General features: G+C 69.8%; 24 protein-coding genes. 13 read left to right on the forward strand and 11 right to left on the reverse strand.

Annotated features, from left to right (window positions below; all coding sequences use genetic code 11):
- Window positions 1-18 precede the first annotated feature (18 nt).
- Both G5C60_RS16235 and G5C60_RS16240 read left to right on the forward strand, forming a co-directional pair.
- On the forward strand, window positions 19-891 hold the full coding sequence (locus G5C60_RS16235) for a sterol desaturase family protein (protein WP_165259738.1): 873 nt from the start codon (window positions 19-21) through the stop codon (window positions 889-891).
- Window positions 888-1,595, forward strand: a complete 708-nt coding sequence (locus tag G5C60_RS16240) for a lysoplasmalogenase (RefSeq protein WP_338145836.1) — start codon at window positions 888-890, stop codon at window positions 1,593-1,595. The genes G5C60_RS16235 and G5C60_RS16240 overlap by 4 nt, the downstream gene beginning before the upstream one ends.
- 44 nt (window positions 1,596-1,639) lie before the next feature.
- On the opposite strand, the gene G5C60_RS16245 is transcribed toward G5C60_RS16240, so the two are convergent.
- The 3 genes from G5C60_RS16245 to G5C60_RS16255 form a co-directional block, all read right to left on the reverse strand.
- Window positions 1,640-2,671: a CopD family protein gene (locus G5C60_RS16245; protein ID WP_165259742.1), complete on the reverse strand. Its 1,032-nt coding sequence runs from the start codon at window positions 2,669-2,671 to the stop codon at window positions 1,640-1,642.
- Between the two features lie 253 nt (window positions 2,672-2,924).
- On the reverse strand, window positions 2,925-4,463 hold the full coding sequence (locus G5C60_RS16250; protein ID WP_165259744.1) for a S8 family peptidase: 1,539 nt from the start codon (window positions 4,461-4,463) through the stop codon (window positions 2,925-2,927).
- Window positions 4,464-4,568: 105 nt separating this feature from the next.
- Window positions 4,569-6,089, reverse strand: a complete 1,521-nt coding sequence (locus G5C60_RS16255) for a S8 family peptidase (protein WP_165259746.1) — start codon at window positions 6,087-6,089, stop codon at window positions 4,569-4,571.
- Between the two features lie 374 nt (window positions 6,090-6,463).
- On the opposite strand from G5C60_RS16255, the gene G5C60_RS16260 reads away from it, so the two are divergent.
- From G5C60_RS16260 to moaA, 3 genes are all read left to right on the forward strand, one after another.
- On the forward strand, window positions 6,464-6,820 hold the full coding sequence (locus tag G5C60_RS16260; RefSeq protein ID WP_165259748.1) for a DUF485 domain-containing protein: 357 nt from the start codon (window positions 6,464-6,466) through the stop codon (window positions 6,818-6,820).
- Window positions 6,817-8,466, forward strand: a complete 1,650-nt coding sequence (locus G5C60_RS16265) for a solute symporter family protein (protein WP_165259750.1) — start codon at window positions 6,817-6,819, stop codon at window positions 8,464-8,466. The genes G5C60_RS16260 and G5C60_RS16265 overlap by 4 nt, the downstream gene beginning before the upstream one ends.
- Before the next feature lie 184 nt (window positions 8,467-8,650).
- Window positions 8,651-9,640, forward strand: a complete 990-nt coding sequence (gene moaA / locus G5C60_RS16270) for a GTP 3',8-cyclase MoaA (RefSeq protein ID WP_338145837.1) — start codon at window positions 8,651-8,653, stop codon at window positions 9,638-9,640.
- A 25-nt stretch (window positions 9,641-9,665) separates the two neighbouring features.
- On the opposite strand, the gene G5C60_RS16275 is transcribed toward moaA, so the two are convergent.
- Both G5C60_RS16275 and G5C60_RS16280 read right to left on the reverse strand, forming a co-directional pair.
- Window positions 9,666-9,917 (reverse strand): hypothetical protein, encoded by a 252-nt coding sequence (locus G5C60_RS16275; protein ID WP_165259755.1) that lies wholly within the window; start codon window positions 9,915-9,917, stop codon window positions 9,666-9,668.
- A gap of 237 nt (window positions 9,918-10,154) precedes the next feature.
- Window positions 10,155-10,541 (reverse strand): DUF3099 domain-containing protein, encoded by a 387-nt coding sequence (locus G5C60_RS16280; RefSeq protein ID WP_206439597.1) that lies wholly within the window; start codon window positions 10,539-10,541, stop codon window positions 10,155-10,157.
- A gap of 243 nt (window positions 10,542-10,784) precedes the next feature.
- Here G5C60_RS16280 and G5C60_RS16285 point away from each other — a divergent pair, with 243 nt between their 5' ends.
- Window positions 10,785-11,060, forward strand: a complete 276-nt coding sequence (locus G5C60_RS16285; protein WP_165259759.1) for a GlsB/YeaQ/YmgE family stress response membrane protein — start codon at window positions 10,785-10,787, stop codon at window positions 11,058-11,060.
- A gap of 100 nt (window positions 11,061-11,160) precedes the next feature.
- On the opposite strand, the gene tyrS is transcribed toward G5C60_RS16285, so the two are convergent.
- The 3 genes from tyrS to G5C60_RS16300 form a co-directional block, all read right to left on the reverse strand.
- Entirely contained in the window at window positions 11,161-12,429 is a 1,269-nt protein-coding gene (tyrS, locus tag G5C60_RS16290; protein WP_165259761.1) for a tyrosine--tRNA ligase, read from the reverse strand.
- A 129-nt stretch (window positions 12,430-12,558) separates the two neighbouring features.
- On the reverse strand, window positions 12,559-13,950 hold the full coding sequence (locus tag G5C60_RS16295; RefSeq protein WP_165259763.1) for a metallopeptidase TldD-related protein: 1,392 nt from the start codon (window positions 13,948-13,950) through the stop codon (window positions 12,559-12,561).
- 82 nt (window positions 13,951-14,032) lie between these two features.
- Window positions 14,033-15,556: a metallopeptidase TldD-related protein gene (locus G5C60_RS16300; RefSeq protein WP_165259765.1), complete on the reverse strand. Its 1,524-nt coding sequence runs from the start codon at window positions 15,554-15,556 to the stop codon at window positions 14,033-14,035.
- Window positions 15,557-15,742: 186 nt separating this feature from the next.
- Here G5C60_RS16300 and fabG point away from each other — a divergent pair, with 186 nt between their 5' ends.
- The 3 genes from fabG (at window position 15,743) to G5C60_RS16315 (ending at window position 17,691) form a co-directional block, all read left to right on the forward strand.
- The gene (gene fabG, locus G5C60_RS16305) at window positions 15,743-16,447 is read left to right on the forward strand and encodes a 3-oxoacyl-[acyl-carrier-protein] reductase (RefSeq protein ID WP_165259767.1); all 705 of its coding nucleotides are present in this window, start codon (window positions 15,743-15,745) and stop codon (window positions 16,445-16,447) included.
- A 2-nt stretch (window positions 16,448-16,449) separates the two neighbouring features.
- Complete coding sequence (fabI, locus tag G5C60_RS16310) at window positions 16,450-17,217, forward strand: enoyl-ACP reductase FabI (RefSeq protein WP_165259769.1); 768 nt, start codon at window positions 16,450-16,452, stop codon at window positions 17,215-17,217.
- 174 nt (window positions 17,218-17,391) lie between these two features.
- Window positions 17,392-17,691: a hypothetical protein gene (locus tag G5C60_RS16315; RefSeq protein WP_165259814.1), complete on the forward strand. Its 300-nt coding sequence runs from the start codon at window positions 17,392-17,394 to the stop codon at window positions 17,689-17,691.
- Here the strand turns inward: G5C60_RS16315 and G5C60_RS16320 are convergent.
- Window positions 17,675-18,364, reverse strand: coding sequence for a FadR/GntR family transcriptional regulator (locus G5C60_RS16320; protein WP_165259771.1), 690 nt, complete (start codon window positions 18,362-18,364; stop codon window positions 17,675-17,677). The genes G5C60_RS16315 and G5C60_RS16320 overlap by 17 nt on opposite strands.
- A gap of 49 nt (window positions 18,365-18,413) precedes the next feature.
- On the opposite strand from G5C60_RS16320, the gene G5C60_RS16325 reads away from it, so the two are divergent.
- The 4 genes from G5C60_RS16325 to G5C60_RS16335 all read left to right on the forward strand — a co-directional run bounded on the left by G5C60_RS16325 (window position 18,414) and on the right by G5C60_RS16335 (window position 20,971).
- Entirely contained in the window at window positions 18,414-19,760 is a 1,347-nt protein-coding gene (locus G5C60_RS16325) for a CynX/NimT family MFS transporter (RefSeq protein ID WP_165259773.1), read from the forward strand.
- 47 nt (window positions 19,761-19,807) lie between these two features.
- Window positions 19,808-19,924, forward strand: a complete 117-nt coding sequence (locus G5C60_RS53185; protein ID WP_107083244.1) for an SGM_5486 family transporter-associated protein — start codon at window positions 19,808-19,810, stop codon at window positions 19,922-19,924.
- Window positions 19,925-20,163: 239 nt separating this feature from the next.
- A complete protein-coding gene (locus tag G5C60_RS16330; protein WP_165259816.1) occupies window positions 20,164-20,376 on the forward strand; it encodes a hypothetical protein in 213 nt (70 codons plus the stop codon).
- Window positions 20,377-20,452: 76 nt separating this feature from the next.
- Window positions 20,453-20,971, forward strand: a complete 519-nt coding sequence (locus G5C60_RS16335) for a SixA phosphatase family protein (RefSeq protein WP_165259775.1) — start codon at window positions 20,453-20,455, stop codon at window positions 20,969-20,971.
- Between the two features lie 110 nt (window positions 20,972-21,081).
- Here G5C60_RS16335 and serB read toward each other — a convergent pair whose 3' ends face one another.
- Window positions 21,082-22,287: a phosphoserine phosphatase SerB gene (gene serB, locus G5C60_RS16340; RefSeq protein ID WP_165259777.1), complete on the reverse strand. Its 1,206-nt coding sequence runs from the start codon at window positions 22,285-22,287 to the stop codon at window positions 21,082-21,084.
- A 253-nt stretch (window positions 22,288-22,540) separates the two neighbouring features.
- Window positions 22,541-24,256 carry a streptophobe family protein gene (locus G5C60_RS16345; protein WP_165259778.1) on the reverse strand — a complete coding sequence of 572 codons (1,716 nt, stop codon included), beginning with the start codon at window positions 24,254-24,256 and terminating at the stop codon, window positions 22,541-22,543.
- Window positions 24,257-24,412: the final 156 nt, after the last annotated feature.

A 24,412-nucleotide genomic window follows, 5' to 3' on the forward strand; every position in this document is an offset into this window, starting at 1 on the left:
CCGCTCTACGGTGCAGCCATGCCGAACCTGCCCGATGTCGTGCTGTGGTCGATACCCGCCTTTGTGCTGCTCACCGTTGTCGAAATGATGAGTGTCCGGATTCATCCGGATGAAGACGCGGCGGGGTACGAAGTGAAGGACGCCGTGACGAGTGTCGGCATGGGGCTCGGCAGTCTGGGCTTCGACCTGCTGTGGAAGATTCCGATCGTCGCCATCTACACGGCGATCTACGAACTGACGCCCCTGCGCGTGCCCGTTCTGTGGTGGACCGTGCCACTGATGCTGCTCGCGCAGGACTTCTTCTACTACTGGTCGCACCGCGGACATCACGTGATACGGATCCTCTGGGCCTGTCACGTCGTGCACCACTCCAGCCGGAAGTTCAACCTCACCACCGCGTTGCGGCAGCCGTGGACGACCTGGACCGTCTGGCCGTTCTACGTTCCTCTCGTCGCCCTCGGCGTGCATCCGGCCGCGCTCGCGTTCTGTTCGTCCGCGAACCTCGTGTACCAGTTCTGGATCCACACCGAGCGCATCGGGAAGCTGCACCCCGCCTTCGAGTTCGTCTTCAACACGCCGTCCCACCATCGCGTCCACCACGCCTCCCAAGGGGGCTATCTGGACCGGAACTTCGGCGGCATCCTCATCGTCTGGGACCGGCTGTTCGGTTCGTTCGTCCCGGAGACCGAGCGGCCGGTGTACGGGCTGACGAAGAACATCACCACATACAACCCCCTGCGTGTCGCGACGCACGAGTACGCCGCCATCGCCAGGGACCTGCGAGCGGCGGACAGCTGGCGTGAGCGGGCGGGGCGGGTGTTCCGGGGGCCGGGATGGCAGCCGGCGGCGCCCACGGCGGCCGAGAAGCAGGTCACGGAGCCCGCCGCGTGAGCCCACGCCACGCGCGCGTGCTCCTCGGCACCTTCACCCTCATGGCCGTCGCCGACCTCGTCTCCCTGGCGGCCGGGTACGGCACGGGACACGCCCTGGCCAAACCGTTCCTGATGCCCCTGCTCGCCGCCTACGTGGGCCTGCTCGGAGGACCCCGGCTGCTCATCGTGGGCCTGCTCTTCGGGTGGGGCGGGGACGTACTGCTCCTCTCCGACACCGATGCGGCTTTCCTGGCCGGGATGGCGTCCTTCGGAGCGGGCCATGTGTGCTACCTGCTGCTCTTCAAAGGCCGCTCACGCGTCAAATGGAGCGGCTCACGCGTCGAAGGGAACGCCTCACGCGCGCGTGGAGCATGGCTCGCGGGCGGCTACGGCGTCGCCCTCCTCACCACCGTCGCGCTCCTGTGGCCGGACCTGCCCCCCGAGCTGCGCCTCCCCGTCGCCGGCTACAGCGTGCTGCTCGCCGCCATGGCGTACGGGGCAACCCGGCTCGGCCGCATCGCGGCACTCGGCGGCGCCCTCTTCATGCTTTCGGACACACTCATCGCGACCGGAGCCGCCGAGTGGCCGCAGCTCCCGCGGCCCGAGTTCTGGATCATGGCCACCTATGTGGCCGCACAGTTCCTACTGGTTCGTGGAGTGATGGAGAAGCGGGCCGTCCTCAAGGCCTATGGCCACCGGCTGACCTCACCCGTCACCGGCTGACCTCACTCATCACCAGTTGACACTCCGTCACCAGCCGACGCCCGTCACCAGCGAATCGGCACCGGCAGCGCCGTCAGCACCGCCGAGACCGCGACCACCGCCCCCAGAGCGACGACCTCCGCGCGCGCGGGGGAGTAGGCGGTGAGCGGGTCGGCCGCCCGCCGCAGGCGTCGGCGCGCGCACAGGGCGAGGACGGCGACGGCGACCACGAGGAGCACCTTGGCGAACAGGGTGCGCCCGTACGCCGTCGTCGTCAGCTGCTCCAGGACCGTGCCGGGCGGCATCCGGCGCAGGGTGCTGAATACACCCGTCAAGGTGATGGCGGCGAGCAGAACGGCGGCCACGCGCGCGTAGAGCCCGAGCAGGGCGGCACCCGCCTCGGAATCGCGGCCGCGCCGCAGTATGCGCAGGACGTGCAGCAGACCGCCCACCCACAGGGCCGCGCACGTCACATGGACGAGCGTCAGGCCCGAGCCGATCAGCGGGCTGTCCTCGGTGGTGGGGTGGGCGCGCAGCGCCTCCGCGACGGCCACCGCGGCGAGCGGCCATGCCTGGGCCGCCGGGCGGCGCGACAGGGCGCACAGGCCCGCCACGACGAACGCGTTGACCTCCAGGAGGGCGAGCGCGCCGTCCCGGGTCTGGTAGAGGCCGCCGATGTCCATGTCGGAGAGGCTGCGCGGCAGCAGGTTGCCGGTGGCCACGACCGAGGCGAGGCCGAGCGCGGCGACGAAGCCGGCGGCCGCGGCGGCGGGGGCCCAGCTACGGGGCGCGTCCGCCAGGGGGGCGTCCTCTATGGGAGCGGCCGGCACACGGCGGGCCAGCCGGGCGGCGAAGAGTTCGCCCGCCGAGACGCACAGCGCCGCGAACAGGACCGTACGCAGGAGGGCGATCCCGCCGGCGGCGGGTGGGGTGGCCTCGCCCGTGCCGCGCAGGGCGGTGGGCGGCCCGAGCAGCGGGATCAACGCGGCGAGGGCCACCAGGGCGAGGACGGCGACGGCGCGGCGGGTGCCGGCCGTGGTCACCCGTGCCGTGCCCGTCTCGCCTGCCGCGTCGGCAGTCGGTCTTATCGAACTCACCTCAGGATCTTCACCAGTCGTTCAGATCCGGGCAAGTCCTGGACAACAACTGGCGGAACGGAATTCCGCCCTTTCATACGCTTCCGGCCGTCTGCACGACTCAGACCGGGCCCGCGGAACCTCGCCGCTGTCCACGTGGCGGGATCTTCGTACTCGAGCGTGATCGAGATCCTGCCGTACGACACAGCCGGGCCGGGCGGATTCCCCGCCCGGCCCGGATAGTCCACAAAAGCCCTACTTGGTCACCAGAGCTCTACTTGGTCACCGCGTCCAGCGCGTCCGCCATGCCCGCGCCGTAGAAGCCGTTGCGGTTCTTGCCGCCCTCGCAGACCGCGTCGATCTTGCCGTCGCCGTCGATGTCGTACGGGTCGGTGCACGGCGTGGCGTCGGCCTCCGCGTACAGGAGGGCCTTCACCAGTGCCGGCGGGGCGTACGGGTGCGTCGACTTGATGAGCGCGGCCACGCCCGCGACGTGCGGGGAGGCCATCGACGTACCGGCCATGTAGCCCCACTTGCCGCCGGGCACCGGGCCCAGGATGAGGCCGCTGGTGGCGGGCGGCGCCGGGGTCTGGTACGCCGTCGAGTCGCCACCGGGCGCTGCGATGTCGATGACGCCCAGGCCGTGGTTGGAGAAGGACGACTTGATGCCCTTCGCGCCCGTCGACGCGACCGTGACGACACCCGGCAACTGGGTCGGGATGTCAAGACACTCGGACGGGTCGATCACGCGCTCCGAGGGCGTGGAGTCGTTCGGCGAGACCGGGTCGGTGATCTCGTCCGCGGCGAGGTCGTAGTTCTCGTTGCCCGCCGCGGCGACGTTCACCGCACCCTTCTTCTCCGCGTACCGCGAGGCCCTGGAGACGGCTTCCACGAGGGCCTTCTGGTCCGGGTCGTTCTTGCAGTTGAAGTACCACGGGTCCGTGTAATAGCTGTTGTTCGTCACGTCGACGCCGTGCTCGGCCGCCCACATGAAGCCGCAGACGACGGCCTCCGTGTAGAAGAAGCCGTCCGGGTTGGACACCTTGATGCCGGAGACCTTCACGCCCGGCGCGACACCCGTGACGCCGACGCCGTTCTTGGCGGCCGCGATCTCACCCGCGACATGCGTGCCGTGCGGGCTCTCGGAGGCGCTCGGCCGCCACGCCCCGTCGGCCGTGTCCGGCTTGCCCGTCACGCAGTTGACCGATGCCTTGCGGTCGAAGTTCGGCGCGATGTCGGGGTGCGTGTCGTCGACGCCGGTGTCGATCACGGCGACGGTGACGTCCCGGCTGCCGAGCGACTTCTCGTGCGCCTTGTCCGCCTTGATGGCGGGCAGATCCCACTGCAGGGGCTCCAACGGGTCCTGCCCGGCCGCCGCTTCGACGTCCGCGGCCTGCTCCGAGGTGAGCACCTTGGGCGTGCCGAGATCGGTCGTGGACTGCGCGGGCAGCGGCGCCGTACGCGTCGCGCCCGCCGACTCCACACCGCGCACCTTGCGGATGGTCTTGGCGAAGTCGGCGTTCGACGAGTGGACGACGATCACGCCGATCTTGTCGTACGACGTCACGACGGTGCCGCCGGCCTTGGTGATGGCCTTCTTCACGTACGAGGAAGTGCCGTGGCCGGGGCGGACGTTGACGACATAGCTGAACGAGGTCGCCTTCGCCGAGAGCGCCGAGAGCAGCGGCACGTCGTCGTCGGCAGCAGGGGCCGCCGATGCGCTGGCGTTCGGCAGGAAGGCGAGGGCCGTCGCCACGGCCATCCCGAGCGGGATCGCTATGGCGCGGCGGGAGCGCGTGTGGGGCGCTGTCATGCTGTCTCCAGTTCGTTCGCTGTAAGAGCGGTACGGGCCGTGCGGGTCCCGGTCCAAGGTGGGCTCACGAAAGCGGCGTACGCCCGAAGTGGCGTACCTGAACCCCTACTTGACCGCCCGCAACGCGTTGACGATGCCGTGGCCGTAGAAGCCGTTCACGCGCTTGCCGCCCTCGCAGGTGGCGTCCACGACACCGTCGCCGTCACCGTCGTAGTCGGTCGGGCAGGCCTGGCTGTCCGCCTGCGCCTTCAGCAGCGCCTGCAGCTGGCCCGGAGTCGCCCACGGGTACTTGGACTTGAGGAGCGCGGCGACACCGGAGGCGTGCGGCGACGCCATCGATGTGCCTTGCAGGTAGGCGTACTGGTTGTTCGGCATGGTGGACAGGATCCGGCCGTTCTTCGACGGGGTGTCCGGGATCTGGTACTTGTCTCCGCCAGGCGCCGCGATGTCGATCGCGCCCTTGCCGTAGGTGGAGTAGTACGACTTGGCGCTCGTGACGCCGGTCGCACTGACCGTGACGACACCCGGCAGCTGGGTCGGCACGTCGAAGCACTCGTGCGGGTCGATGGTGCGGGTGACCGGCGTCGTGTCGTCGGGGCTGGTGTCGTCGACGATCGCGTCCGAGTCGAGGTCGTGGTTGGAGTTGCCCGCCGAGGCGACGTTGAGGGTGCCCTTCTTCTGGGCGTACAGCTGGGCCCGGTTCACCGCGTCGACGATCGCCCGCTGGTCGGGGTCGTCCATGCAGTTGTAGAGCCACGGGTCCACGTAGTAGCTGTTGTTGGTGATCTCGACGCCGCGGTCCGCGGCGAACACGAAGGCGCAGACGACGCTCTCCGGGTAGAAGAGGCCGTTCTCCCGGTCGGTCACGTTGATGCTGGAGACCTTCACGCCGGGCGCGACACCGGCCACGCCGACGTCGTTGCGGGCCGCGGCGATCTCACCGGCCACGTGCGTGCCGTGGTAGTCCTCCGGGGTGTACGGACGCCAGGCGCCCTCGCTGGTGTCCGCCACGCCGCCGGCACAGTTGGCCGACTGGGACGCGGAGAAGTTCGGGGCGAGGTCCGGGTGGGTGTCGTCAACTCCCGTGTCGATCACGGCGACCGTGACCTTCTTGCTGCCCGGGTTGATCTTCGCGGCCTTGTCGGCGCCGATCGCGCGCAGATCCCACTGGTCGGCCTCGAGGGGCTCCTCGGCGGCGGTGCTCCTGGCGTCGGCCTTCGCGGCATCGGCGGCCGACAGGTACTGCGCCGCGCCCTCGTCCGTCGTCCCCGCCGCCGTCAGCGGCGTGGTGCGGGTCGCCCCCGCGGACTGCACCCCGCGTACGGCGCGTATCTGCTTGCCGAAGGCCGGGTTGGCCGAGTGGACGACGATGACGCCTATCTTCTGGTACGTGGCGACGACCGTGCCGTCGGCCTTGGCTATCGCCTTCTTCACGGACTCGATCGTGCGGTGGTCCGTCCCCGTGTTGACCACGTACGCGAGGTTCGGGCCGTCCGCCGCCGCCACGGCGGGGGCGTCGAGCGGGGCCGCCGAGGCGACGCCCGGCAGGAAGCCGAGCGAGGCGGTGAGGGACAGCACGACGGGCACGGCAAGCGCGAGACGGCGTCTGGAGCGCAGATGAGCCATGGGGTCTCCACATCATCCGGAAAAGGAACCGGCCCGAACACAGGTGGCGCTCGGGCAGGTACATGACTGAGTGGTGCAGGGGCGAAGCTATCTCCCGTCATCCCTGGCCAGCAACGACTTCTGGAAATGACTTCCGAAAGAACTGCCCGGAGTTGAACCGGCTCTCGCATCGCTCCGTGACCTTGGGCAGGGGACGCGAGCACAGCGAGCCCCCTGTTGGATCACGCCCGGGAGGCCCTAGCATCGCCACCCGGCCCACGTGATCCACATCTCCGTGAGGTCAGAAAAGAACCATGTCCATACCCAGTCCGACGCCTGAATCCCCTTTGCCCGCTTTCGATTCGGACGCCGCAACCGCAACGCGAGGAGACAACGTGGCTACCGACGCACCGCCCCCCTCCAAAGCCGAGCCTCACCTCCCCACCACCGAGGAGTTCGTCGAGGTGCAGGAGAGCGCTGAGTTCGGTGAACTACGCCGCTCCCACCGCTCCTTCGCCTTCCCGCTGACTGTCGGCTTCATCAGCTGGTACCTGCTGTACGTCCTGCTGTCGAACTACGCGGGCGGCTTCATGGGCACCAAGCTGTTCGGCAACATCAACGTCGCCCTCGTCTTCGGTCTCGCCCAGTTCCTCACCACCTTCCTCATCGCCTGGTGGTACGAGCGGCACTCCTCCAGCAAGCTCGACCCCAAGGCCCACGCGATCAAGTCCCGGATGGAGGGCGGCGAATGAGCCCCGCGATCACTCAGGCCCACTTCGCGGCGAGTGAGGTGCAGCTCGCGGCGAACGAGGCCAGCGAGCACCGGCCGCTGATCATCTCCCTGTTCGCCGCCTTCGTCATCGCCACCCTCTTCATCACCGTATGGGCGGGCCGGCAGACCAAGGACGCCGCCGACTTCTACGCGGGCGGACGGCAGTTCAGCGCCTTCCAGAACGGACTCGCCGTATCCGGCGACTACATGTCCGCCGCGTCCTTCCTGGGCATCGCGGGCGCGATCGCCCTCTTCGGATACGACGGCTTCCTGTACTCCATCGGCTTCCTGGTCGCCTGGCTGGTGGCCCTGCTCCTGGTCGCCGAGCCACTGCGCAACTCCGGCCGGTACACGATGGGCGACGTCCTCGCGTACCGCATGCGCCAGCGCCCGGTGCGTACCGCGGCAGGCACTTCCACGATCGTCGTGTCGATCTTCTACCTGCTGGCGCAGATGGCCGGCGCGGGCGTCCTCGTCTCGCTGCTGCTCGGCATCACCTCCGACGCAGGCAAGATCCTCATCGTCGCCCTCGTCGGCGTCCTGATGATCGTGTACGTCTCCATCGGCGGCATGAAGGGCACCACCTGGGTCCAGATGGTCAAGGCCGTGCTGCTCATCAGCGGCACCATCCTGATCACCTTCCTGGTCCTGCTGAAGTTCAACTTCAACATCTCCGACCTGCTCGGCTCGGCCGCCGAGAACAGCGGCAAGGGCTCGGCGTTCCTGGAGCCCGGCCTCCAGTACGGCGCGACCGGCACCACCAAGCTGGACTTCATCTCGCTCGGCATCGCCCTGGTGCTCGGCACCGCCGGCCTGCCGCACATCCTGATCCGCTTCTACACGGTGCCCAACGCCAAGGCCGCCCGGAAGTCCGTGAACTGGGCGATCGGCATCATCGGCGGCTTCTACCTGATGACCATCGCGCTCGGCTTCGGAGCGGCGGCACTGATCTCCCAGGAAGAGATCATCGCGTCCAACAAGTCAGGCAACACGGCCGCGCCACTGCTCGCCCTGCACCTCGGCGGCGTCGACTCGGCCTGGGGCGCGATCCTGCTCGCCACGATCTCCGCGGTGGCCTTCGCGACGATCCTCGCCGTGGTCGCCGGCCTCACCCTCGCCTCGTCCTCCTCGTTCGCCCACGACATCTACGCGAACGTCATCAAGAAGGGCACGGCCACCGAGAAGCAGGAGGTCAGGGCGGCCCGTCTGGCGACCATCGGCATCGGCGCCGTCTCCATCCTCCTGGGGTCCCTCGCCCGCGACCTGAACGTCGCAGGCCTCGTCGCCCTCGCCTTCGCGGTCGCCGCCTCCGCCAACCTGCCGACGATCCTCTACAGCCTGTTCTGGAAGCGGTTCACCACCCAGGGCGCCCTGTGGTCGATCTACGGCGGTCTGATCGTGGCCGTCGGCCTGGTGCTGTTCTCGCCCGTCGTCTCCGGCGACCCCACGGCGATGTTCCCGGACGTCGACTTCGCGTGGTTCCCGCTGAAGAACCCGGGCATCATCTCCATCCCGTTCGGCTTCCTGATGGGCTGGCTCGGCACCGTCCTGTCCAAGGAGGAGCCGGACACCGGCAAGTACGCCGAACTGGAGGTGCGTTCGCTGACCGGCACCGGGGCCCACTGAGGCCCACTGAGGTTCGCCTCCCGCGCGGCCGCGTCGTAGATCTCTGGAGCGTCTCTGAGGTCTTCACGGCGCGGCCGCGTCGCGTCTCGTGCGATCCGACTGCCGTCGTTGTCGGTCCTGTCACGTAGGCTCGCTGGTAACTGATTCGAATGAGCAGTTGCTCGCGCGAGCGGAGGGGGCCCACGTGCTCATCGACACCTATGGCCGGGTGGCCACCGACCTGCGTGTGTCACTGACGGACCGCTGCAATCTGCGGTGCACGTACTGCATGCCCGAGGAGGGCCTGCAGTGGCTGGCCAAGCCCGACCTGCTCACGGATGACGAGATCGTCCGGCTCATCGACATAGCGGTCACCTCCCTGGGCATCGAGGAGGTCCGCTTCACCGGCGGTGAGCCCCTGCTGCGTCCCGGCCTGGTCGGCATCGTGGAGCGAGTGGCCGCGCTGGAGCCGCGTCCCCAGACGTCCCTCACCACCAACGGCATCGGCCTCAGGCGCACCGCCCCCGCCCTGAAGGCCGCGGGCCTCGACCGGGTGAACGTCTCGCTGGACACCCTGCGCCCGGACGTCTTCAAGACCCTCACCCGCCGCGACCGCCACAAGGACGTCCTCGAAGGCCTCGAAGCCGCCCGCGACGCGGGCCTGAACCCGGTCAAGGTCAACTCGGTCCTGATGCCGGGCCTGAACGACGACGAGGCCCCGGACCTGCTGGCCTGGGCCGTGGAGCACGACTACGAGCTGCGTTTCATAGAGCAGATGCCCCTCGACGCCCAGCACGGCTGGAAGCGCGAGGGCATGGTCACCGCAGGAGACATCCTCGCCTCCCTGCGTACGCGCTTCGAGCTCACCGAGGAGGGCTCCGAGAAGCGGGGCTCGGCCCCGGCCGAGCGCTGGGTCGTCGACGGCGGCCCGCACCGCGTGGGTGTGATCGCCTCCGTCACCCGCCCGTTCTGCTCGGCCTGCGACCGTACGAGGCTGACGGCCGACGGCCAGGTCCGCACGTGTCTCTTCGCCCAGGAGGAGACCGACCTGCGGGCCGCTCTGCGCTCGGACGCCTCCGACGAGGAGATCGCCCGCATATGGAAGCTGGCGATGTGGGGCAAGAAGGCGGGCGCCGGCCTGGACGACCCGTCGTTCGTGCAGCCCCAGCGACCCATGTCGGCGATCGGCGGCTGAGCCTGCGGGTTCGGGGCCTTCCCGGTCAAGCCTCCGGGCTGGGGGCCTCCCAGTCCTCAAGGAGCACGACGTCCTTCAAGAATCCCCGTACACCGAGGAACTTGGACAGGTGCTCCCGGTGCTCCTCGCACGCCAGCCATGTCTTGCGGCGGTCCGGGGTGTGCAGCTTCGGGTTGTTCCAGGCGAGCACCCACACCGCGTCGGCCCGGCAGCCCTTGGCCGAGCAGATGGGGGAGGAGGGCGAGGAAGGATCGGAGCCGGGGACGTTCAGAATCACGTCCCCGACCCTAGCCGCAGGTTGGATCGACGGCTGGAACAGGTGGGGAAAAGGCGACGCCGAGCAGCCACGGGGGGAGCTGCCCGGCGTCGGTCTGTCGCTCCGACGGGGGATGCGGAGCGCGTACGAAGTATGTCACGGGTAACCCGCTGCCCGGGACCGGAACAACATGATTGATCTGAGCTTTTCTTGAGCTTGGTGCTGTCGTTAATTCCGGTCGCAGCCGATCCGCAGCGGTCAGGTCCGGTCGTGCGGCTCGCCCTGGACACCTGCCGAGGAATCGGCCGCGACGTCTTCCGGGACGGATTCCGCGGCGTCGTTCGGGCCGGGCGCCGAGAGCATCGGCCGGGTGGGCATGGTGACGAACGTCGACGGCAGCGACGGCGCGTTCTCGCGGCCCGCGTTGGCGATCACCACGGAGATGTACGGAAGGACGGCGCCGAGCACCAACGCGACGATGGCGACGTGCCGTTCGACGTTCCAGAGAGTGGCCGCGAGGATCACGGCGAGGGTACGGACGGACATCGAGATGACATAGCGCCGCTGCCTGCCACGTACGTCGTCGGCGAGCCCCTGTCTGGCTCCCGTGATCCGGAAGACCTCGGCTTCGCTGTGCTTCCGCATCACGTTCCACCACCCGCCTGTGTCGGACGCTCACCGGTCCGTACCGTCCGCACACGGTCGGGAAACCGGGTCCGGACAACTCCCACGTTACGCCGCGACTGCGCTGCCTACGAGACCGGGTCCCGTCCTCTCCGGACGGGGGCCACTGCGCCGTACCGCGTATGGCCGCGCCCGGCATGCGTCGTATGACGGACAGGCCAAAGCTGAGCGTAATGCTCACGTAGAGCCGTACAGGAGGCAGCCATGGGCTGGTTGTGGGCCATCATCGTCGGCTTCGTGCTGGGCCTCCTGGCCAAGGCGATCATTCCGGGCAAGCAGCACAGTCCGCTCTGGCTGGCCACGATCTTCGGAATGATCGGCGCCATCGTGGGCAACTCGATCGCCCGTGGCATCGGCATCGACGAGACCCGCGGCATCGACTGGGGCCGCCACGGCCTCCAGCTCGGGGCCGCGGTCGTCATCGTCTTCCTCGGCGACATGCTCTACACGTCGATGCGGGGCGGCAGACAGAGGGCGTGACGGTACGGCGACGGGGGTGGGTCCAGAAGAGGGTGGGTCCAGAAGGGGACGGACCCAGGAGTGGGAACCGCCCCCTTCGCGTACGCGCGTGTACGAGCTCTCAGCCGGCCGTGACCTCCACGGCCGCAAGGTTCTTCTTGCCCCGCCGCAGCACCAGCCACCGCCCGTGCAGCAGGTCCTCCTTGGCCGGGACGGCATCCTCGGCGGCGACCTTGACGTTGTTCACGTAGACCCCGCCCTCCTTGACCGTGCGGCGCGCGGCCGACTTGCTGGGCACCAGGCCGACCTCGGCGAACAGGTCGACCACCGGGCCGAGCTCGGCGACCTGGATGTGCGGCACCTCGGAGAGCGCCGCACTCAGCGTCGTCGCGTCCAGCTCACCCAGCTCACCCTGGCCGAAGAGGGCGCGCGACGCGGCGATCACCGCGGCCGTCTGGTCCGCGCCGTGCACCAGCGTCGTCAGCTCCTCGGCCAGCGCGCGCTGGGCCGTACGGGCCTGCGGACGCTCCTCGGTGATCTTCTCCAGCTCCTCCAGCTCCTCGCGGGACTTGAAGGACAGGATCCGCATGTACGCCGAGATGTCCCGGTCGTCCGTGTTCAGCCAGAACTGGTAGAACGCGTACGGCGTCGTCATCTCGGCGTCGAGCCAGACGGCGCCGCCCTCGGTCTTGCCGAACTTGGTGCCGTCCGCCTTGGTCATCAGCGGTGTCGCCATGGCGTGGACCTCGGCGTGCGGCTCCAGGCGGTGGATCAGGTCGAGGCCCGCCGTCAGGTTGCCCCACTGGTCGCTGCCGCCCTGCTGGAGCGTGCAGCCGTACCTGCGGTACAGCTCGAGGAAGTCCATGCCCTGGAGCAGCTGGTAGCTGAACTCCGTGTAGCTGATGCCCTCCTCGGACTCCAGACGCCGGGCGACCGAGTCCTTCGTCAGCATCTTGTTGACCCGGAAGTGCTTGCCGATGTCCCGCAGGAACTCGATGGCCGACATGCCGGCCGTCCAGTCCAGGTTGTTCACCATCACCGCGGCGTTCTCGCCCTCGAAGGACAGGAACGGCTCGATCTGCCCGCGCAGCCGGTTGACCCAGTTCGCGACCGTCTCCGGATCGTTCAGCGTGCGCTCGGCCGTCGGGCGCGGGTCGCCGATCTGGCCGGTCGCCCCGCCCACCAGCGCCAGCGGGCGCAGACCCGCCAGCTGGAGGCGGCGCATGGTGAGGACCTGCACCAGGTGACCGATGTGCAGGCTGGCCGCCGTCGGGTCGAAGCCGCAATAGAACGTGACGGGACCGTCCGCGAGCGCCTTGCGCAAAGCGTCCTCGTCAGTGGACAGGGCGATCAGCCCGCGCCACTTCAGCTCGTCGACGATGTCCGTCACGGTTCTCGTATCTCCTTGGATGATCTTCGGGCAGTCGAGTGACAACCAGTTACGAGGTTATACGCCGCGACTGACAGAGCCACGTCGTGATACGCCCCGGGCCGTGCGCCCTGAGTCATACGCCCCGAGTCACACGCCCTGGCTGACCGAGCTCATATTGAAGTCCGGGATGCGCAGGGCGGGCATCGCGGCCCTGGTGAACCAGTCGCCCCACTCGCGCGGCAGCGTCTTTTCCGTGCGCCCGGCCTCGGTCGCCCGCCCCAGCAGGTCCACCGGCGACTCGTTGAACCGGAAGTTGTTCACCTCGCCCGTGACCTCGCCGTTCTCCACGAGATAGACGCCGTCCCGGGTCAGCCCGGTCAGCAGCAGCGTCGCCGGGTCGACCTCGCGGATGTACCAGAGGCAGGTCAGCAGCAAGCCCCGCTCCGTCTCGGCGACCATCTCCTCCAGGGAACGGTCCGCACCGCCGTCCAGCACCAGGTTGCTGATGCCGGGAGCCACCGGCAGTCCGGTCAGGCCCGCGCTGTGCCGGGTGCTCGTCAGATGTGCGAGTTCGCCCCCGCGGATCCACTCGGTGGCCCGAAGGGGCAGCCCGTTGTCGAACACCGACGAGTCGTCCCCGGAGGAGTGCGCCAGCACGAAGGGCGCGCACTCCAGGCCCGGCTCGTTCGGGTCGCTGCGCAGCGTCAGGGGCAGCTCGGCGAGCTTCTCGCCGATGCGCGTACCTCCGGGCTTGCTGAACACCGTCCGCCCCTCGGCCGCGTCCCGGGCCGACGAGGACCACAGCTGGTAGATCAGCAGGTCCGCGACGGCGGTCGGCGGCAGCAGCGTCTCGTAGCGCCCGGCGGGCAGCTCGATGCGCCGCTGGGCCCAGCCGAGCCGCGTGGCCAGCTCCGCGTCGAGCGCCGCCGGGTCGACGTCCTTGAAGTCCCGCGTCGACCGCCCCGCCCACGCCGAGCGCGTACGGTCCGGCGACTTGGCGTTCAGCTCCAGCGTCCCGTTGGGCTGGTCGTGCCGCAGGCGCAGCCCCGTCGACGTACCCAGATAGCTCGACGTGAACTCGTGGTTGGCGAAGCCGTACAGCTCGCGTCCGCCCTCACGCGCGCGGGCGAACGATTCGCCGAGCGCCGGGGCGAAGTCCGCGAAGACGCCCGAGGAGGTCTCGGCGGGCGCGTCCGTGAAGTCGGGGGACTCCGCGACCCCGGTCACCAGCGGCTGCGCGTCCTCGGCGGGGCCCGCGCCCCGCGCCGCGGCCTCGGCGGCCCGTACCAGCGGCTCCAGCTCGTCCGCCGTCACGGCCGAGCGCGAGACGACCCCGGAGGAGGTGCCCTCCTTGCCGTCGACGGTCGCGATGACGGTCAGTGTGCGCCCGCGCGTGACCCCGTTCGTGGTGAGCGCGTTGCCCGCCCAGCGCAGATTGGCGGTCGAGTACTCGTCCGCGATCACGACACAGCCGTCGGCGGTGGACAGCTCGAGGGCCCGCTCGACGACCTCGTGCGGCTTGCTCGTACGCGCGCTCATCGACCGGCCTCCTGCGTGGTGTTGAGACTGTGCTTTCCCGGGGGATAACCCCCGGACCCCCAGCCGGGTCCCGGGCTGACCGTCATCGACCTGCCTCCTGCGTGGTGTTGAGGATGTTGACGCCCTTGAAGAGGGCGGACGGGCAGCCGTGCGAGACCGCCGCGACCTGGCCCGGCTGGGCCTTGCCGCAGTTGAAGGCGCCGCCCAGGACGTATGTCTGCGGGCCGCCGACCGCGGCCATCGAGCCCCAGAAGTCGGTGGTCGTCGCCTGGTACGCGACATCGCGCAGCTGGCCCGTGATCCGCCCGTTCTCGATCTTGAAGAACCGCTGCCCGGTGAACTGGAAGTTGTAGCGCTGCATGTCGATGGACCAGGACCGGTCGCCGACGACGTAGATCCCGCGGTCGACGCCCCCGATCAGATCCTCGGTGGACAGCCCGCCCGGATCCGGCCGGAGCGACACGTTCGCCATGCGCTGCACCGGCACATGACCGGGGGAGTCGGCGTACGCGCAGCCGTTGGACCGCTCGAACCCGGTCAACTTCGCGATTCTGCGGTCGAGTTGATAACCGACCAGGGTGCCGTCCTTCACCAGGTCCCAGGACTGCCCTTCGACGCCCTCATCGTCGTACCCGATCGTCGCGAGCCCGTGCTCGGCGGTCCGGTCGCCCGTGACGTTCATCAGCTCGGAGCCGTACTTCAGCTTGCCCAGCTGGTCGAAGGTGGCGAAGGACGTCCCGGCGTACGCGGCCTCGTAGCCGAGCGCGCGGTCCAGTTCGGTGGCGTGCCCGATGGACTCGTGGATCGTCAGCCACAGGTTGGACGGGTCGACGACCAGGTCGTACACGCCCGCCTCGACGCTCGGCGCCCGCATCTTCTCGGCGAGCAGCTCCGGGATCCGGGCCAGCTCGGACTCCCAGTCCCAGCCGGTGCCCGTCAGGTACTCCCAGCCGCGCCCGACCGGCGGCGCGATCGTCCGCATCGAGTCGAACTCGCCGCTCGACTCGTCGACCGCGACGGCGGTGAGCTGCGGATGCAGCCGTACGCGCTGCTGGGTGGTGACGGTGCCCGCCGTGTCGGCATAGAACTTGTTTTCGTGCACCGTGAGCAGTGAGGCGTCCACATGGCTGACCCCGTCGGCCGCGAGCAGCCGCGCGCTCCAGTCCGTGAGCAGCCCCACCTTCTCGTCGTCCGGCACGGAGAAGGGATCGATCTCGTACGAGGAGACCCAGGTCTGCTCGGCGTGCACGGGCTCATCGGCCAGCTCGACGCGCTCGTCGGAGCCCGCCGCCTTGATCACCTGGGCGGAGAGCTTCGCCATCGCCACGGCCTGCGAGGCGACCTTCGCGGCGGCGTCCATCGTCATGTCCACCCCGGACGCGAACCCCCAGGTCCCGCCGTGCACCACCCGCACCGCGAACCCCAGATCGGTCGTGTCCGACGACCCCGAGGGCTTCGCGTCCCGCAGCCGCCAGGCCGCGCTGCGTACCCGCTCGAACCGGAAGTCGGCGTGCTCGGCGCCCAGCGCCCGGGCCCGGGCGAGCGCGGCGTCGGCCAAGGACCTGAGTGGCAGCGCCGTGAAGGCTTCGTCGATGGAATGAGGCACGGGGGTCTCCCTGCTGTCGTCGCCTGTCAGGTCCGATCATGTCGCGCGACCGGCCTGGCGGCCACACGTTTATGTAGGAATCCGACAGCGAGTCCCGTACGCCACTGTCGGTGCTCGATTCTCCGCAAGGGGGGCGGCAACGATAGGTTTTCGAGGTACCAGACCGGCTATCGAAAGGGTGATCCGTTGAGCCGCTCGGTTCTCGTCACCGGAGGAAACCGGGGCATCGGCCTCGCCATCGCCCGCGCCTTCGCCGACGCAGGCGACAAGGTCGCGATCACGTACCGCTTGGGCGAGCCGCCGGCCGGCTTCCTCGCCGTCAAGTGCGACATCACCGACGCCGAGCAGGTGGAGCAGGCCTACAAGGAGATCGAGGCCGAGCACGGTCCGGTCGAGGTGCTGATCGCCAACGCCGGCGTCACCAAGGACCAGCTGCTGATGCGCATGTCCGAGGAGGACTTCACGTCGGTCCTCGACACCAACCTCACGGGCACCTTCCGGGTCGTGAAGCGGGCCAACCGCGCCATGCTGCGCGCCAAGAAGGGCCGGGTCGTGCTGATCTCCTCGGTCGTCGGGCTCATGGGCTCGCCGGGCCAGGCGAACTACGCCGCGTCCAAGGCGGGCCTCGTCGGCTTCGCGCGCTCCCTCGCCCGTGAGCTGGGCTCGCGCAACATCACCTTCAACGTCGTCGCGCCGGGCTTCGTCGACACCGACATGACCAAGGTGCTCACCGACGAGCAGCGCGAGGGCATCGTGAAGCAGGTGCCGCTCGGCCGGTACGCGCAGCCCGAGGAGATCGCCGCGACGGTGCGGTTCCTCGCCTCGGACGACGCCTCGTACATCACTGGAGCCGTCATCCCTGTTGACGGCGGACTGGGAATGGGTCACTGATCATGAGCGGAATCCTCGAGGGCAAGCGCGTCCTGATCACCGGTGTGCTGATGGAGTCCTCCATCGCCTTCCACGCCGCCAAGCTGGCCCAGGAGCAGGGCGCCGAGATCATCCTGACCGCGTTCCCGCGGCCCACGCTGACCGAGCGCATCGCCAAGAAGCTCCCCAAGCCCACCAAGGTCATCGAGCTCGACGTCAGCAACGACGAGCACCTCGGGCGACTGGCCGACATCGTCGGCGAGGAGCTGGGCGGCCTGGACGGCGTGGTGCACTCCATCGGCTTCGCCCCGCAGGACGCCCTCGGCGGCAACTTCCTCAACACGCCGTTCGAGTCCGTGGCCACCGCCATGCACGTCTCCGCGTTCTCCCTGAAGTCGCTGACCATGTCCTGCCTGCCGCTGATGCAGAACGGCGGCTCGGTCGTGGGCCTCACCTTCGACGCCCAGTTCGCCTGGCCTCAGTACGACTGGATGGGCCCGGCCAAGGCCGCCCTGGAGGCCACCAGCCGCTACATGGCGCGCGACCTGGGCAAGCAGAACATCCGCTGCAACCTCATCTCCGCGGGCCCCATCGGCTCCATGGCCGCCAAGTCCATTCCCGGCTTCAGCGAGCTGGCCTCGGTGTGGGACAGCCGTTCGCCCCTGGAGTGGGACCTCAAGGACCCCGAGCCGGCAGGCCGCGGCATCGTCGCCCTGCTGAGCGACTGGTTCCCGAAGACCACCGGCGAGATCATCCACGTGGACGGCGGTCTGCACGCGATCGGTGCGTGACGCTGCCGCTGTGGCTCGACCGATGGGTGAGGGCCGGTGTCCGAAAGGGCGCCGGCCCTCACCCATCACTCGTTCGGCCTGCTCGGCCGGGCGGTCGGAGACGGCAACTGCGCACTCTGGATCAGGCGTTCACCACGCGCGCCCCTCCCCGGCACGGCAGAGGAGGTCCCCCTTGTGCGCCTGTCCCCGTGCTTCGCTCCGCTGCTGGCCGCTCTCGTTGTTCCGCTCGCGCTGCCCTTTGAGAGGCCCTTCGGGGCGGAGTGCCGGACCAGGGTCGACGGCTCGTACGTGATCGCGTACTGCCACAACCCGTACCCGGAGGTCGACCGGGTCCGCCTGCACATCGAGTGCGACCGGTGGTGGGACATCGACAGTGACGGGGCCCCGGTCGCGGCCGGGCCCGCGCAGACCGTGCGGCTCACCGGCCGGTGCTGGAAGGAGGTCCGCTCGGCGTGGGTCAGTCACCAGAGGTGACGTGGCCCTTCGGGCGGCACAGGAACGGATAGCTCGCGGCCTCCGCGGCGGCCGTCTCCGCGTCGCCGGCGCGGATCGCGTCCACCAGGCGTGTGTGGTCCATGTGCGTCTCGGGCGTCAGCTCCTCGCCCACGTCCTCGCGCAGCCAGTCGCGTACGACCTCGCCCAGGTCCGCGTACATCGCCGTCATGACGTCGTTGTGGGACGCGGCCACCACCGCCATGTGGAACGTCGTGTCGGCGGTGACGAAGGCCTCCGCGTCGCCCGACTCCCAGGCCTCCTCGCGGCGCACCAGGAGCGCGTCCAGCTGCTTCAGATCACGCTCGGTGCGGCGCTCGGCAGCCAGCTTCGCGGCGCTCGACTCCAGCGCGGAGCGCAGCTCGGCGATGTGCCGCGGGTCGGCGTCCGCGAAGCGGCGCTGCATCACGCCCGCCAGCTCACTGGTCGCCACGACGTACGTGCCCGAGCCCTGGCGGATGTCCAGCAGGCCGTTGTGCGCGAGTGCGCGAACGGCCTCGCGGACCGTGTTGCGGGCGACGCCCAGCTGCTCGACCAGCTCCGGCTCGGTGGGGATGCGGGAGCCGACCGGCCACTCGCCCGAGGTGATCTGATTCCTCAGCCCGGCGATGACCTGCTCGGACAGCGCGGATCGGCGAAGGTGGCTCAGCGGCATGGCATTTCTCCGTGGACACGCGGTGGACAAGCAATCATCCCATGATTCTATGATGGGCGACATGGCCAGCGAGGAAACCCGGACGACGAAGTCCACATCCGAGCCCATGTCCATACGCGGCTCCTCCGGAGCCGCCGACGACGCCCGGAAAGCCGCCACGCGCGCGTGGATGACGCGCCTGGTGATCGTCGGTCTCGTCCTCACGGCTCTCAACCTGCGCCCCGCCATCACCAGCCTCGGCGCGCTCCTCGAAGAGGTGCGCGTCGGCCTCGGCATGAGCGGCAGCGTCGCCGGACTGCTCACCTCCGTGCCGCCGCTCTGCTTCGCCGTCTTCGGCGTCATGGCCCCGCGCCTGGCCCGCCGCTTCGGTCCCGGCACTGTGGTCTGCGCCGGCATGGTGGCCATCACCGCGGGCCTGGCGATCCGGCCCTTCGCCGGCAACACGGCAGGCTTCCTGGCCGCCAGCGCTCTCGCGCTCATGGGCATCGCGGTCAGCAACATCCTGATGCCGGTGATCGTCAAGCGCTGGTTCCCCGACCGGGTCGGTCCCATGACCGGCCTGTACTCCATGGCCCTGGCCCTCGGCACCGCCACCGCGGCCGCCGTCACGGTACCCATGGCCGAGGAACTGGGCGGCAGCTGGCAGTGGGGGCTCGCCGTCTGGGCGGGTGTCGCGGCCCTCGCCGTGCTGCCGTGGATTCCTCTCGTACGGGAACGGGGGGCGACCTCGGCTGTCGGCGCGCCCGCCGCTCCCGGGGCGGCTTCGTCTCCCGTGGCAGGCCAGGAGCCGGACGCGCTGCGGATCACCCGGAGCCGTATCGCCTGGGCGCTGGCTGTCTTCTTCGGGCTCCAGGCCACCGCCGCGTACATCACGATGGGCTGGATGCCGCAGATCTTCCGTGACGCCGGTGTCTCCGCGGGCACGGCAGGACTGCTCCTCGCCGTCACGATGGTGATGGGCGTCCCGCTGGCGTTCGTCATCCCGCGGCTGGCCGCGCGCCTGCCCCACCAGGGACCGATCGTGATCGCCCTCGGCGTCTGCGGCATCGCCGGATACGCGGGCCTCCACTTCGCCCCGGCGGCCGGCGCCTGGGCCTGGGCGCTGCTGCTCGGCGTCTCCAACTGCGCCTTCCCGCTGGCCCTCACGATGGTCGGCATGCGGGCCAGGACCAGCGCCGGAGTCGCGAAGCTCTCGGGCTTCGCACAGAGCACCGGTTACCTGATCTCGATCCCCGGACCGCTCCTGGTGGGCGTGCTCTACCAGCACAGCGGCGGCTGGGGGATGCCGATCGCGCTCATGACGGGCTTGATGATCCCGCAGATCGTGGTGGGCGTCCTGGCCGGGCGTGACCGTACCGTCGAAGACGAGGAGGCCGCCCGCGGGTCCCGCGGGTGAGCGACCCCACCGGTGAAGGGGCCGGCGACGGGTGCGAGACTGGCCGTATGCCCGTGCTCGATCCGAATCCCCAGAACGGCCAGAAGAAGATGCTGCTCGTCTTCGGCGCGTTCCTCGCCATCTTCGTGATCATCGGCATCATCGCGTCGATCGCTTCGCCGTGATTCTGCGTCGCCGTGATTCCGCGACTCTGCGATCCCTGTGACTCTGGGTCCTCGTGAGTGACCCCGCCGGCGGCTCCGCTCCGCCCGATGGTGGTGCTAGCACCACCATCCCCTAGGGGGTGAGTGTCAGGGTCAAGTGGGTGGATCACCGGATGGGTAGTGGGCTCTTCATTCCGTAGCTTCGAAGTGTGGCCGCGAGGAAGCGGTTCACGCACCACTCGAAGACCCACGGAGGCGGCATGTCGGCCCGTATGCACACCCGGCCCCGCTCGGCGACCAGGGGCGGCGTCGAGGCCCGGCTGCCCTGGTGGGCCGTCGTCCTGCCCACGCTCGCCTTCGTCGCGCTGCTGCTGATACTCAACCCCGCGGACGCCCATGCGGCGGGCGGCGATCCCGCGGTCGGCGAGCTCATCGAGCGCATCCATCAAACCGTGCTGCAGCAGGGCTCCTGAGCTCTGGATCCCCCATGTCGGGGCAGCGTGCCAACTCCCTGCGCCCCATGGCGTGTTTCGTGCGAAGCTGGTTTCCATGAGCGTCGCAGAACCCCGCAGGATTGTCCTCTTCCGGCATGCGAAGGCCGACTGGCCTCAGGTTCCCGACCGCGAGCGGCCGCTCGCTGAGCGGGGCCGCAAGGACGCCGCCGTCGCCGGGCTCAAGCTGGCCGACACCGGCATCCACTTCGATCTGGCCCTCTGCTCCACCGCGACCCGTACCCGCGAGACATGGAAACTCGCCGTCCAGGAGTTTCCGCAGCGGCCGAAAACGGTCTATGAGGAGCGGCTCTACGAGGCCTCGCCCGGCGAGCTGATCGCCGTGCTCAACGAAATCCCGGACGACGTGCAGAACGTGCTCCTGATCGGCCACAACCCCGGAGTGCAGGGCCTCGCCGACATCCTGGCCGGCCAGTCCGAGGGCGACGCCCAGGAGCGGATGAGCCGCCGCGGCTTCCCCGCCGCCGCGTTCGCCGTGCTCACCGTCAGCGGCTCGTGGAAGACCGTGGAGCCCGGCGTGGGCACACTGCTCGACTACTGGGCACCGACTGAGTAAACCGCCCGCTCCGTGGACGGGCCCGGCACCGCGACGGTGCCGGGCCCTGTCTGCGCTCTGGGGCCGCTAAGACCTCGCTCCGGGGGGCTCAGGCCCGCGCTACCGGGGGCTCAGTCCTTGTGCATGTCCGCCGCCTCGACCTCTTCGCGGGTGACGCCGAGCAGGTACAGGACGGTGTCGAGGAAGGGGAAGTTCACGGCGGTGTGCGCGGCCTCGCGTACGACCGGCTTGGCGTTGAAGGCGACGCCGAGACCGGCCGCGTTCAGCATGTCGAGGTCGTTCGCGCCGTCACCGATCGCCACGGTCTGGGCGAGCGGTACGCCCGCCTCGGCGGCGAACCGGCGCAGCAGCCGCGCCTTGCCCGCCCGGTCCACGATCTCGCCGATGACCTTGCCCGTCAGCTTCCCGTCGACGATCTCCAGCGTATTGGCCTGGGCGAAGTCGAGCCCGAGCCGCTCCTGGAGATCATCCGTCACCTGAGTGAAGCCGCCCGAGACGACACCTACTTGGTAGCCGAGCCGCTTCAGCGTACGGATCAGCGTGCGCGCCCCCGGCGTCAGCCGCACCTCGCTGCGCACCTTGTCCACCACGGAGGCGTCGAGCCCTTCGAGCAGCGCCACGCGCGCGTGCAGTGACTGTTCGAAGTCGAGCTCGCCCCGCATCGCCGCCGCCGTCACCTCGGCGACCTCGTCCTCGCAGCCGGCGTGGGCGGCGAACAGCTCGATCACCTCGTCCTGGATGAGCGTCGAGTCCACGTCCATCACGATCAGACGCTGGGCGCGCCGGTGCAGCCCGGCCGCGACGACTGCGACATCGACACCGAGTGCCGCGGCCTCGGTCACCAGAGCGGTCCGCAGGTTTTCGGGCTCCGTACCGGACACGGCGAACTCGACTGCCGTGACGGGGTACTTGGCGAGCCGGAAGATACGGTCGATGTTGCCGCCGGTCTTGGTGATCCGGGCGGCGATCGCGGCCGTCGACTGCGCGGTCAGCGGGTGCCCGAGCACGGTGACGAGCGACCGGCCGTGACCGCGCGGCCGGTTGTCGCCGAGGCCGGAGATGATCTCGGCCTGCAGCTTCAGGGAGTCCGCCCAGCTGTGCACCGTGGCCCGCAGGCCGCCTTCGAGACCGGCCGGCGGCAGGGTCACAAGCGCGCACAGCACTATCCGCCCACGCGTGACGACCTGCTCGATGTCGACCACGTCGACCGAGTAGGCGGCGAGGGTGTCGAAGAGCCCGGCCGTGATGCCGGGTCGGTCCTTGCCGAAGATCTTGACGAGCAGAGTGGGGACGTCAGAGGTCTGCGAAGCGCTCATGGTCTTCCCACACTATCCGGCACGCAGTGCCTGCTGCCCCTACGGTCCGTCCAGCGGACAGGGAACTCTGGGTGTCATCGAGGTGACCTCGTCCTTCCCGCCGCATGACACCCATGAGACCTGCCCGATGACACTCATGAGACCTGCCCCATGACATCCATGAGATACGCCACTCACCCATGCCGCAGCGGCGCTGACCGCTGACCGCTGACCGCCGACCGCCGGTCGCCGGTAGCGCTCAAGGCTCCTCGGCCTACCGCCGCCCCCGGGGCCTCCCCGGCGGAGGCGGCGGCTCCTCCGGTGGCGGAGGCGGACCGTCCTGGGACCGCCCGGGCCTCGGGCGCGGCCTCGGGGCGGGCGGTGGCGTGGTTCCCGCCACCGTGGGGGCGCCGAACGCGCCGGGAGGGCGCCCGTTCCCGGGGGGACGTGCACCGCGCCGGCCGTCCTCGGGATCCCGTAGTTCGTCGGGGAGCTGCAGGTACGGGTTGGTGTCGGGGTTCGGCGGGCGGTACGAGGCGGCGGGGCTGTACGGCCCTTGCTGTTCGGGGACCTCCGCGTACGGCTGGGTGGCTGGTGCGCCCGGATCGACCGCGTCACCCCGTGCCAGCGGTGCCGCGCGCTGTCCGGCGGCCCCGCTGGCGTACGCGAGCAGGGCACCGGCCGCCCCCGCCCCCGCACCCCACAGGGCGCCGAGCAGCAGCGCCATGCCCAGCTGCGCGTGCAGCTCGATGCCCGCGCCGAACGCGTCGACGCCGAGGACCGACAGCGAGGCGTCCACGGACACCTCCGTGAGCCAGCCGAGCAGCGGCAGCGCGAGCGCCGTCACGATCCCCAGCCGCAGCGCACAGCGCCCGGCGAAGCCCAGGGCACCACTCTCACGTACGAACGGCGTACGCACCGCGGTCAGCACACCCCCGTACAGCATCATCAACGCGGCAGCGACGCCCAACAGCCAGACCCGGCCGTCCAGTTCGGCCAGCCGCCCGAGAGTGACGGGCTCGTCGGAGGAAAGGCCCAGCAGTTCGTCCAGCGGGGCGGGCAGGAACTGGACGAGCCCGCCCGAGGCCGAGCCGTCCCACGGCACGAAGAGCCCGATCGGGATGCCCAGCCACACCCCGTTGGGCGCCCCGAGCAGTGCCGCGCCCGCGATCCGTTTCGGATTGTCATCGCCGATCGCCGCGTACGCCGCCGCCGCGAGCCCCGCCAAGACCGCCACCAGCAACACCGTGACCAGCGCGGACGCGGCCGGCCGTACCAGCCGGTGCACCGCATCCCAGCCGCGCGGCAGCGGCGTACGGCGCGAGGCCAGCAGCGCGATCAGCAGAACGCCGATCACCCAGCCCACGCCGCCGAGCAGTGTCGGCACGGTGTCGACCGTGAAGCCGACCTCCGCCTCCGCGTCCGCGAGGTCCCCGAGCCGGTCGGGCAGCAGACCGCCGATGTCACCGAGCCCGGGCACGTCGACGTCGTCCGGCAGCCCGCCGCCCGGCAGCTGGTCGAGCCCGAGCGAACCGCCGTCAATCGTGATCACGTCGTGACCTGCCCAGGCGAGCCCGCCCAGCATCGCCACGAAGAGCACGACAACCGTGCCCGCGCGCGCGAGAAGTTCGCCGGCCGAGATCACAACTCCCGCCCCGCGCAAGGAGCGTAGGAAGAACCACGACAGCAGGAGCGCGCCCACCAGGCTCACACCCAGTGGCGTGATCGTGAGGGCGGTCTCCGCCTGCGCCCCCTCGAGCCCGAAGGCCGACACATCGCCGGACGGCGTGACCGAACCACCGGCCCCGAGCGCCACCACAGCCGCGGTCATCGACCCGAGCGAGCCCGCCGCGTCCGCCTCGAGCAGATGCAGTCCCAGCGCCGCCACGCCCGTCATCCCGATCAAGGCCCAGCTCACAGCGGCGATCGACGACAGCAGCACATCGCCCACCGGCATGCGCCTGCCGTCACTCGCCGTCTCGTAGCTCATCGTCAGATCCCCCGATCCGCGCCGCGACGTCTTCACAGCGGATGTCCCCCTCGCGTGGGATTACCACTCTCCGGGCCGGTTTCAACCCCGTCAACGACAAACGGACAACCCGCCCGTACGCGGTCATCACAAGGCCCGACTTTCGGTCAGAGGGCT

Origin of the sequence: Streptomyces scabichelini, assembly GCF_011045015.1 — a bacterium.
In the GTDB taxonomy this organism is placed as follows: Bacteria; Actinomycetota; Actinomycetes; order Streptomycetales; family Streptomycetaceae; genus Streptomyces; species Streptomyces scabichelini.

Coding starts and splice junctions, on each gene's coding strand:
- G5C60_RS16235 (WP_165259738.1), top strand. CDS start 19: ATGCCGAACCTGCCCGATGTCGTGCTGTGGTCGATACCCGCCTTTGTG.
- G5C60_RS16250 (WP_165259744.1), bottom strand. CDS start 4,463: ATGACAGCGCCCCACACGCGCTCCCGCCGCGCCATAGCGATCCCGCTC.
- G5C60_RS16255 (WP_165259746.1), bottom strand. CDS start 6,089: ATGGCTCATCTGCGCTCCAGACGCCGTCTCGCGCTTGCCGTGCCCGTC.
- G5C60_RS16265 (WP_165259750.1), top strand. CDS start 6,817: ATGAGCCCCGCGATCACTCAGGCCCACTTCGCGGCGAGTGAGGTGCAG.
- G5C60_RS16280 (WP_206439597.1), bottom strand. CDS start 10,541: ATGCGGAAGCACAGCGAAGCCGAGGTCTTCCGGATCACGGGAGCCAGA.
- G5C60_RS16285 (WP_165259759.1), top strand. CDS start 10,785: ATGGGCTGGTTGTGGGCCATCATCGTCGGCTTCGTGCTGGGCCTCCTG.
- G5C60_RS16295 (WP_165259763.1), bottom strand. CDS start 13,950: ATGAGCGCGCGTACGAGCAAGCCGCACGAGGTCGTCGAGCGGGCCCTC.
- fabI (WP_165259769.1), top strand. CDS start 16,450: ATGAGCGGAATCCTCGAGGGCAAGCGCGTCCTGATCACCGGTGTGCTG.
- G5C60_RS16320 (WP_165259771.1), bottom strand. CDS start 18,364: ATGCCGCTGAGCCACCTTCGCCGATCCGCGCTGTCCGAGCAGGTCATC.
- G5C60_RS16325 (WP_165259773.1), top strand. CDS start 18,414: ATGATGGGCGACATGGCCAGCGAGGAAACCCGGACGACGAAGTCCACA.
- G5C60_RS53185 (WP_107083244.1), top strand. CDS start 19,808: ATGCCCGTGCTCGATCCGAATCCCCAGAACGGCCAGAAGAAGATGCTG.
- G5C60_RS16330 (WP_165259816.1), top strand. CDS start 20,164: ATGTCGGCCCGTATGCACACCCGGCCCCGCTCGGCGACCAGGGGCGGC.
- G5C60_RS16335 (WP_165259775.1), top strand. CDS start 20,453: ATGAGCGTCGCAGAACCCCGCAGGATTGTCCTCTTCCGGCATGCGAAG.
- serB (WP_165259777.1), bottom strand. CDS start 22,287: ATGAGCGCTTCGCAGACCTCTGACGTCCCCACTCTGCTCGTCAAGATC.
- G5C60_RS16345 (WP_165259778.1), bottom strand. CDS start 24,256: ATGAGCTACGAGACGGCGAGTGACGGCAGGCGCATGCCGGTGGGCGAT.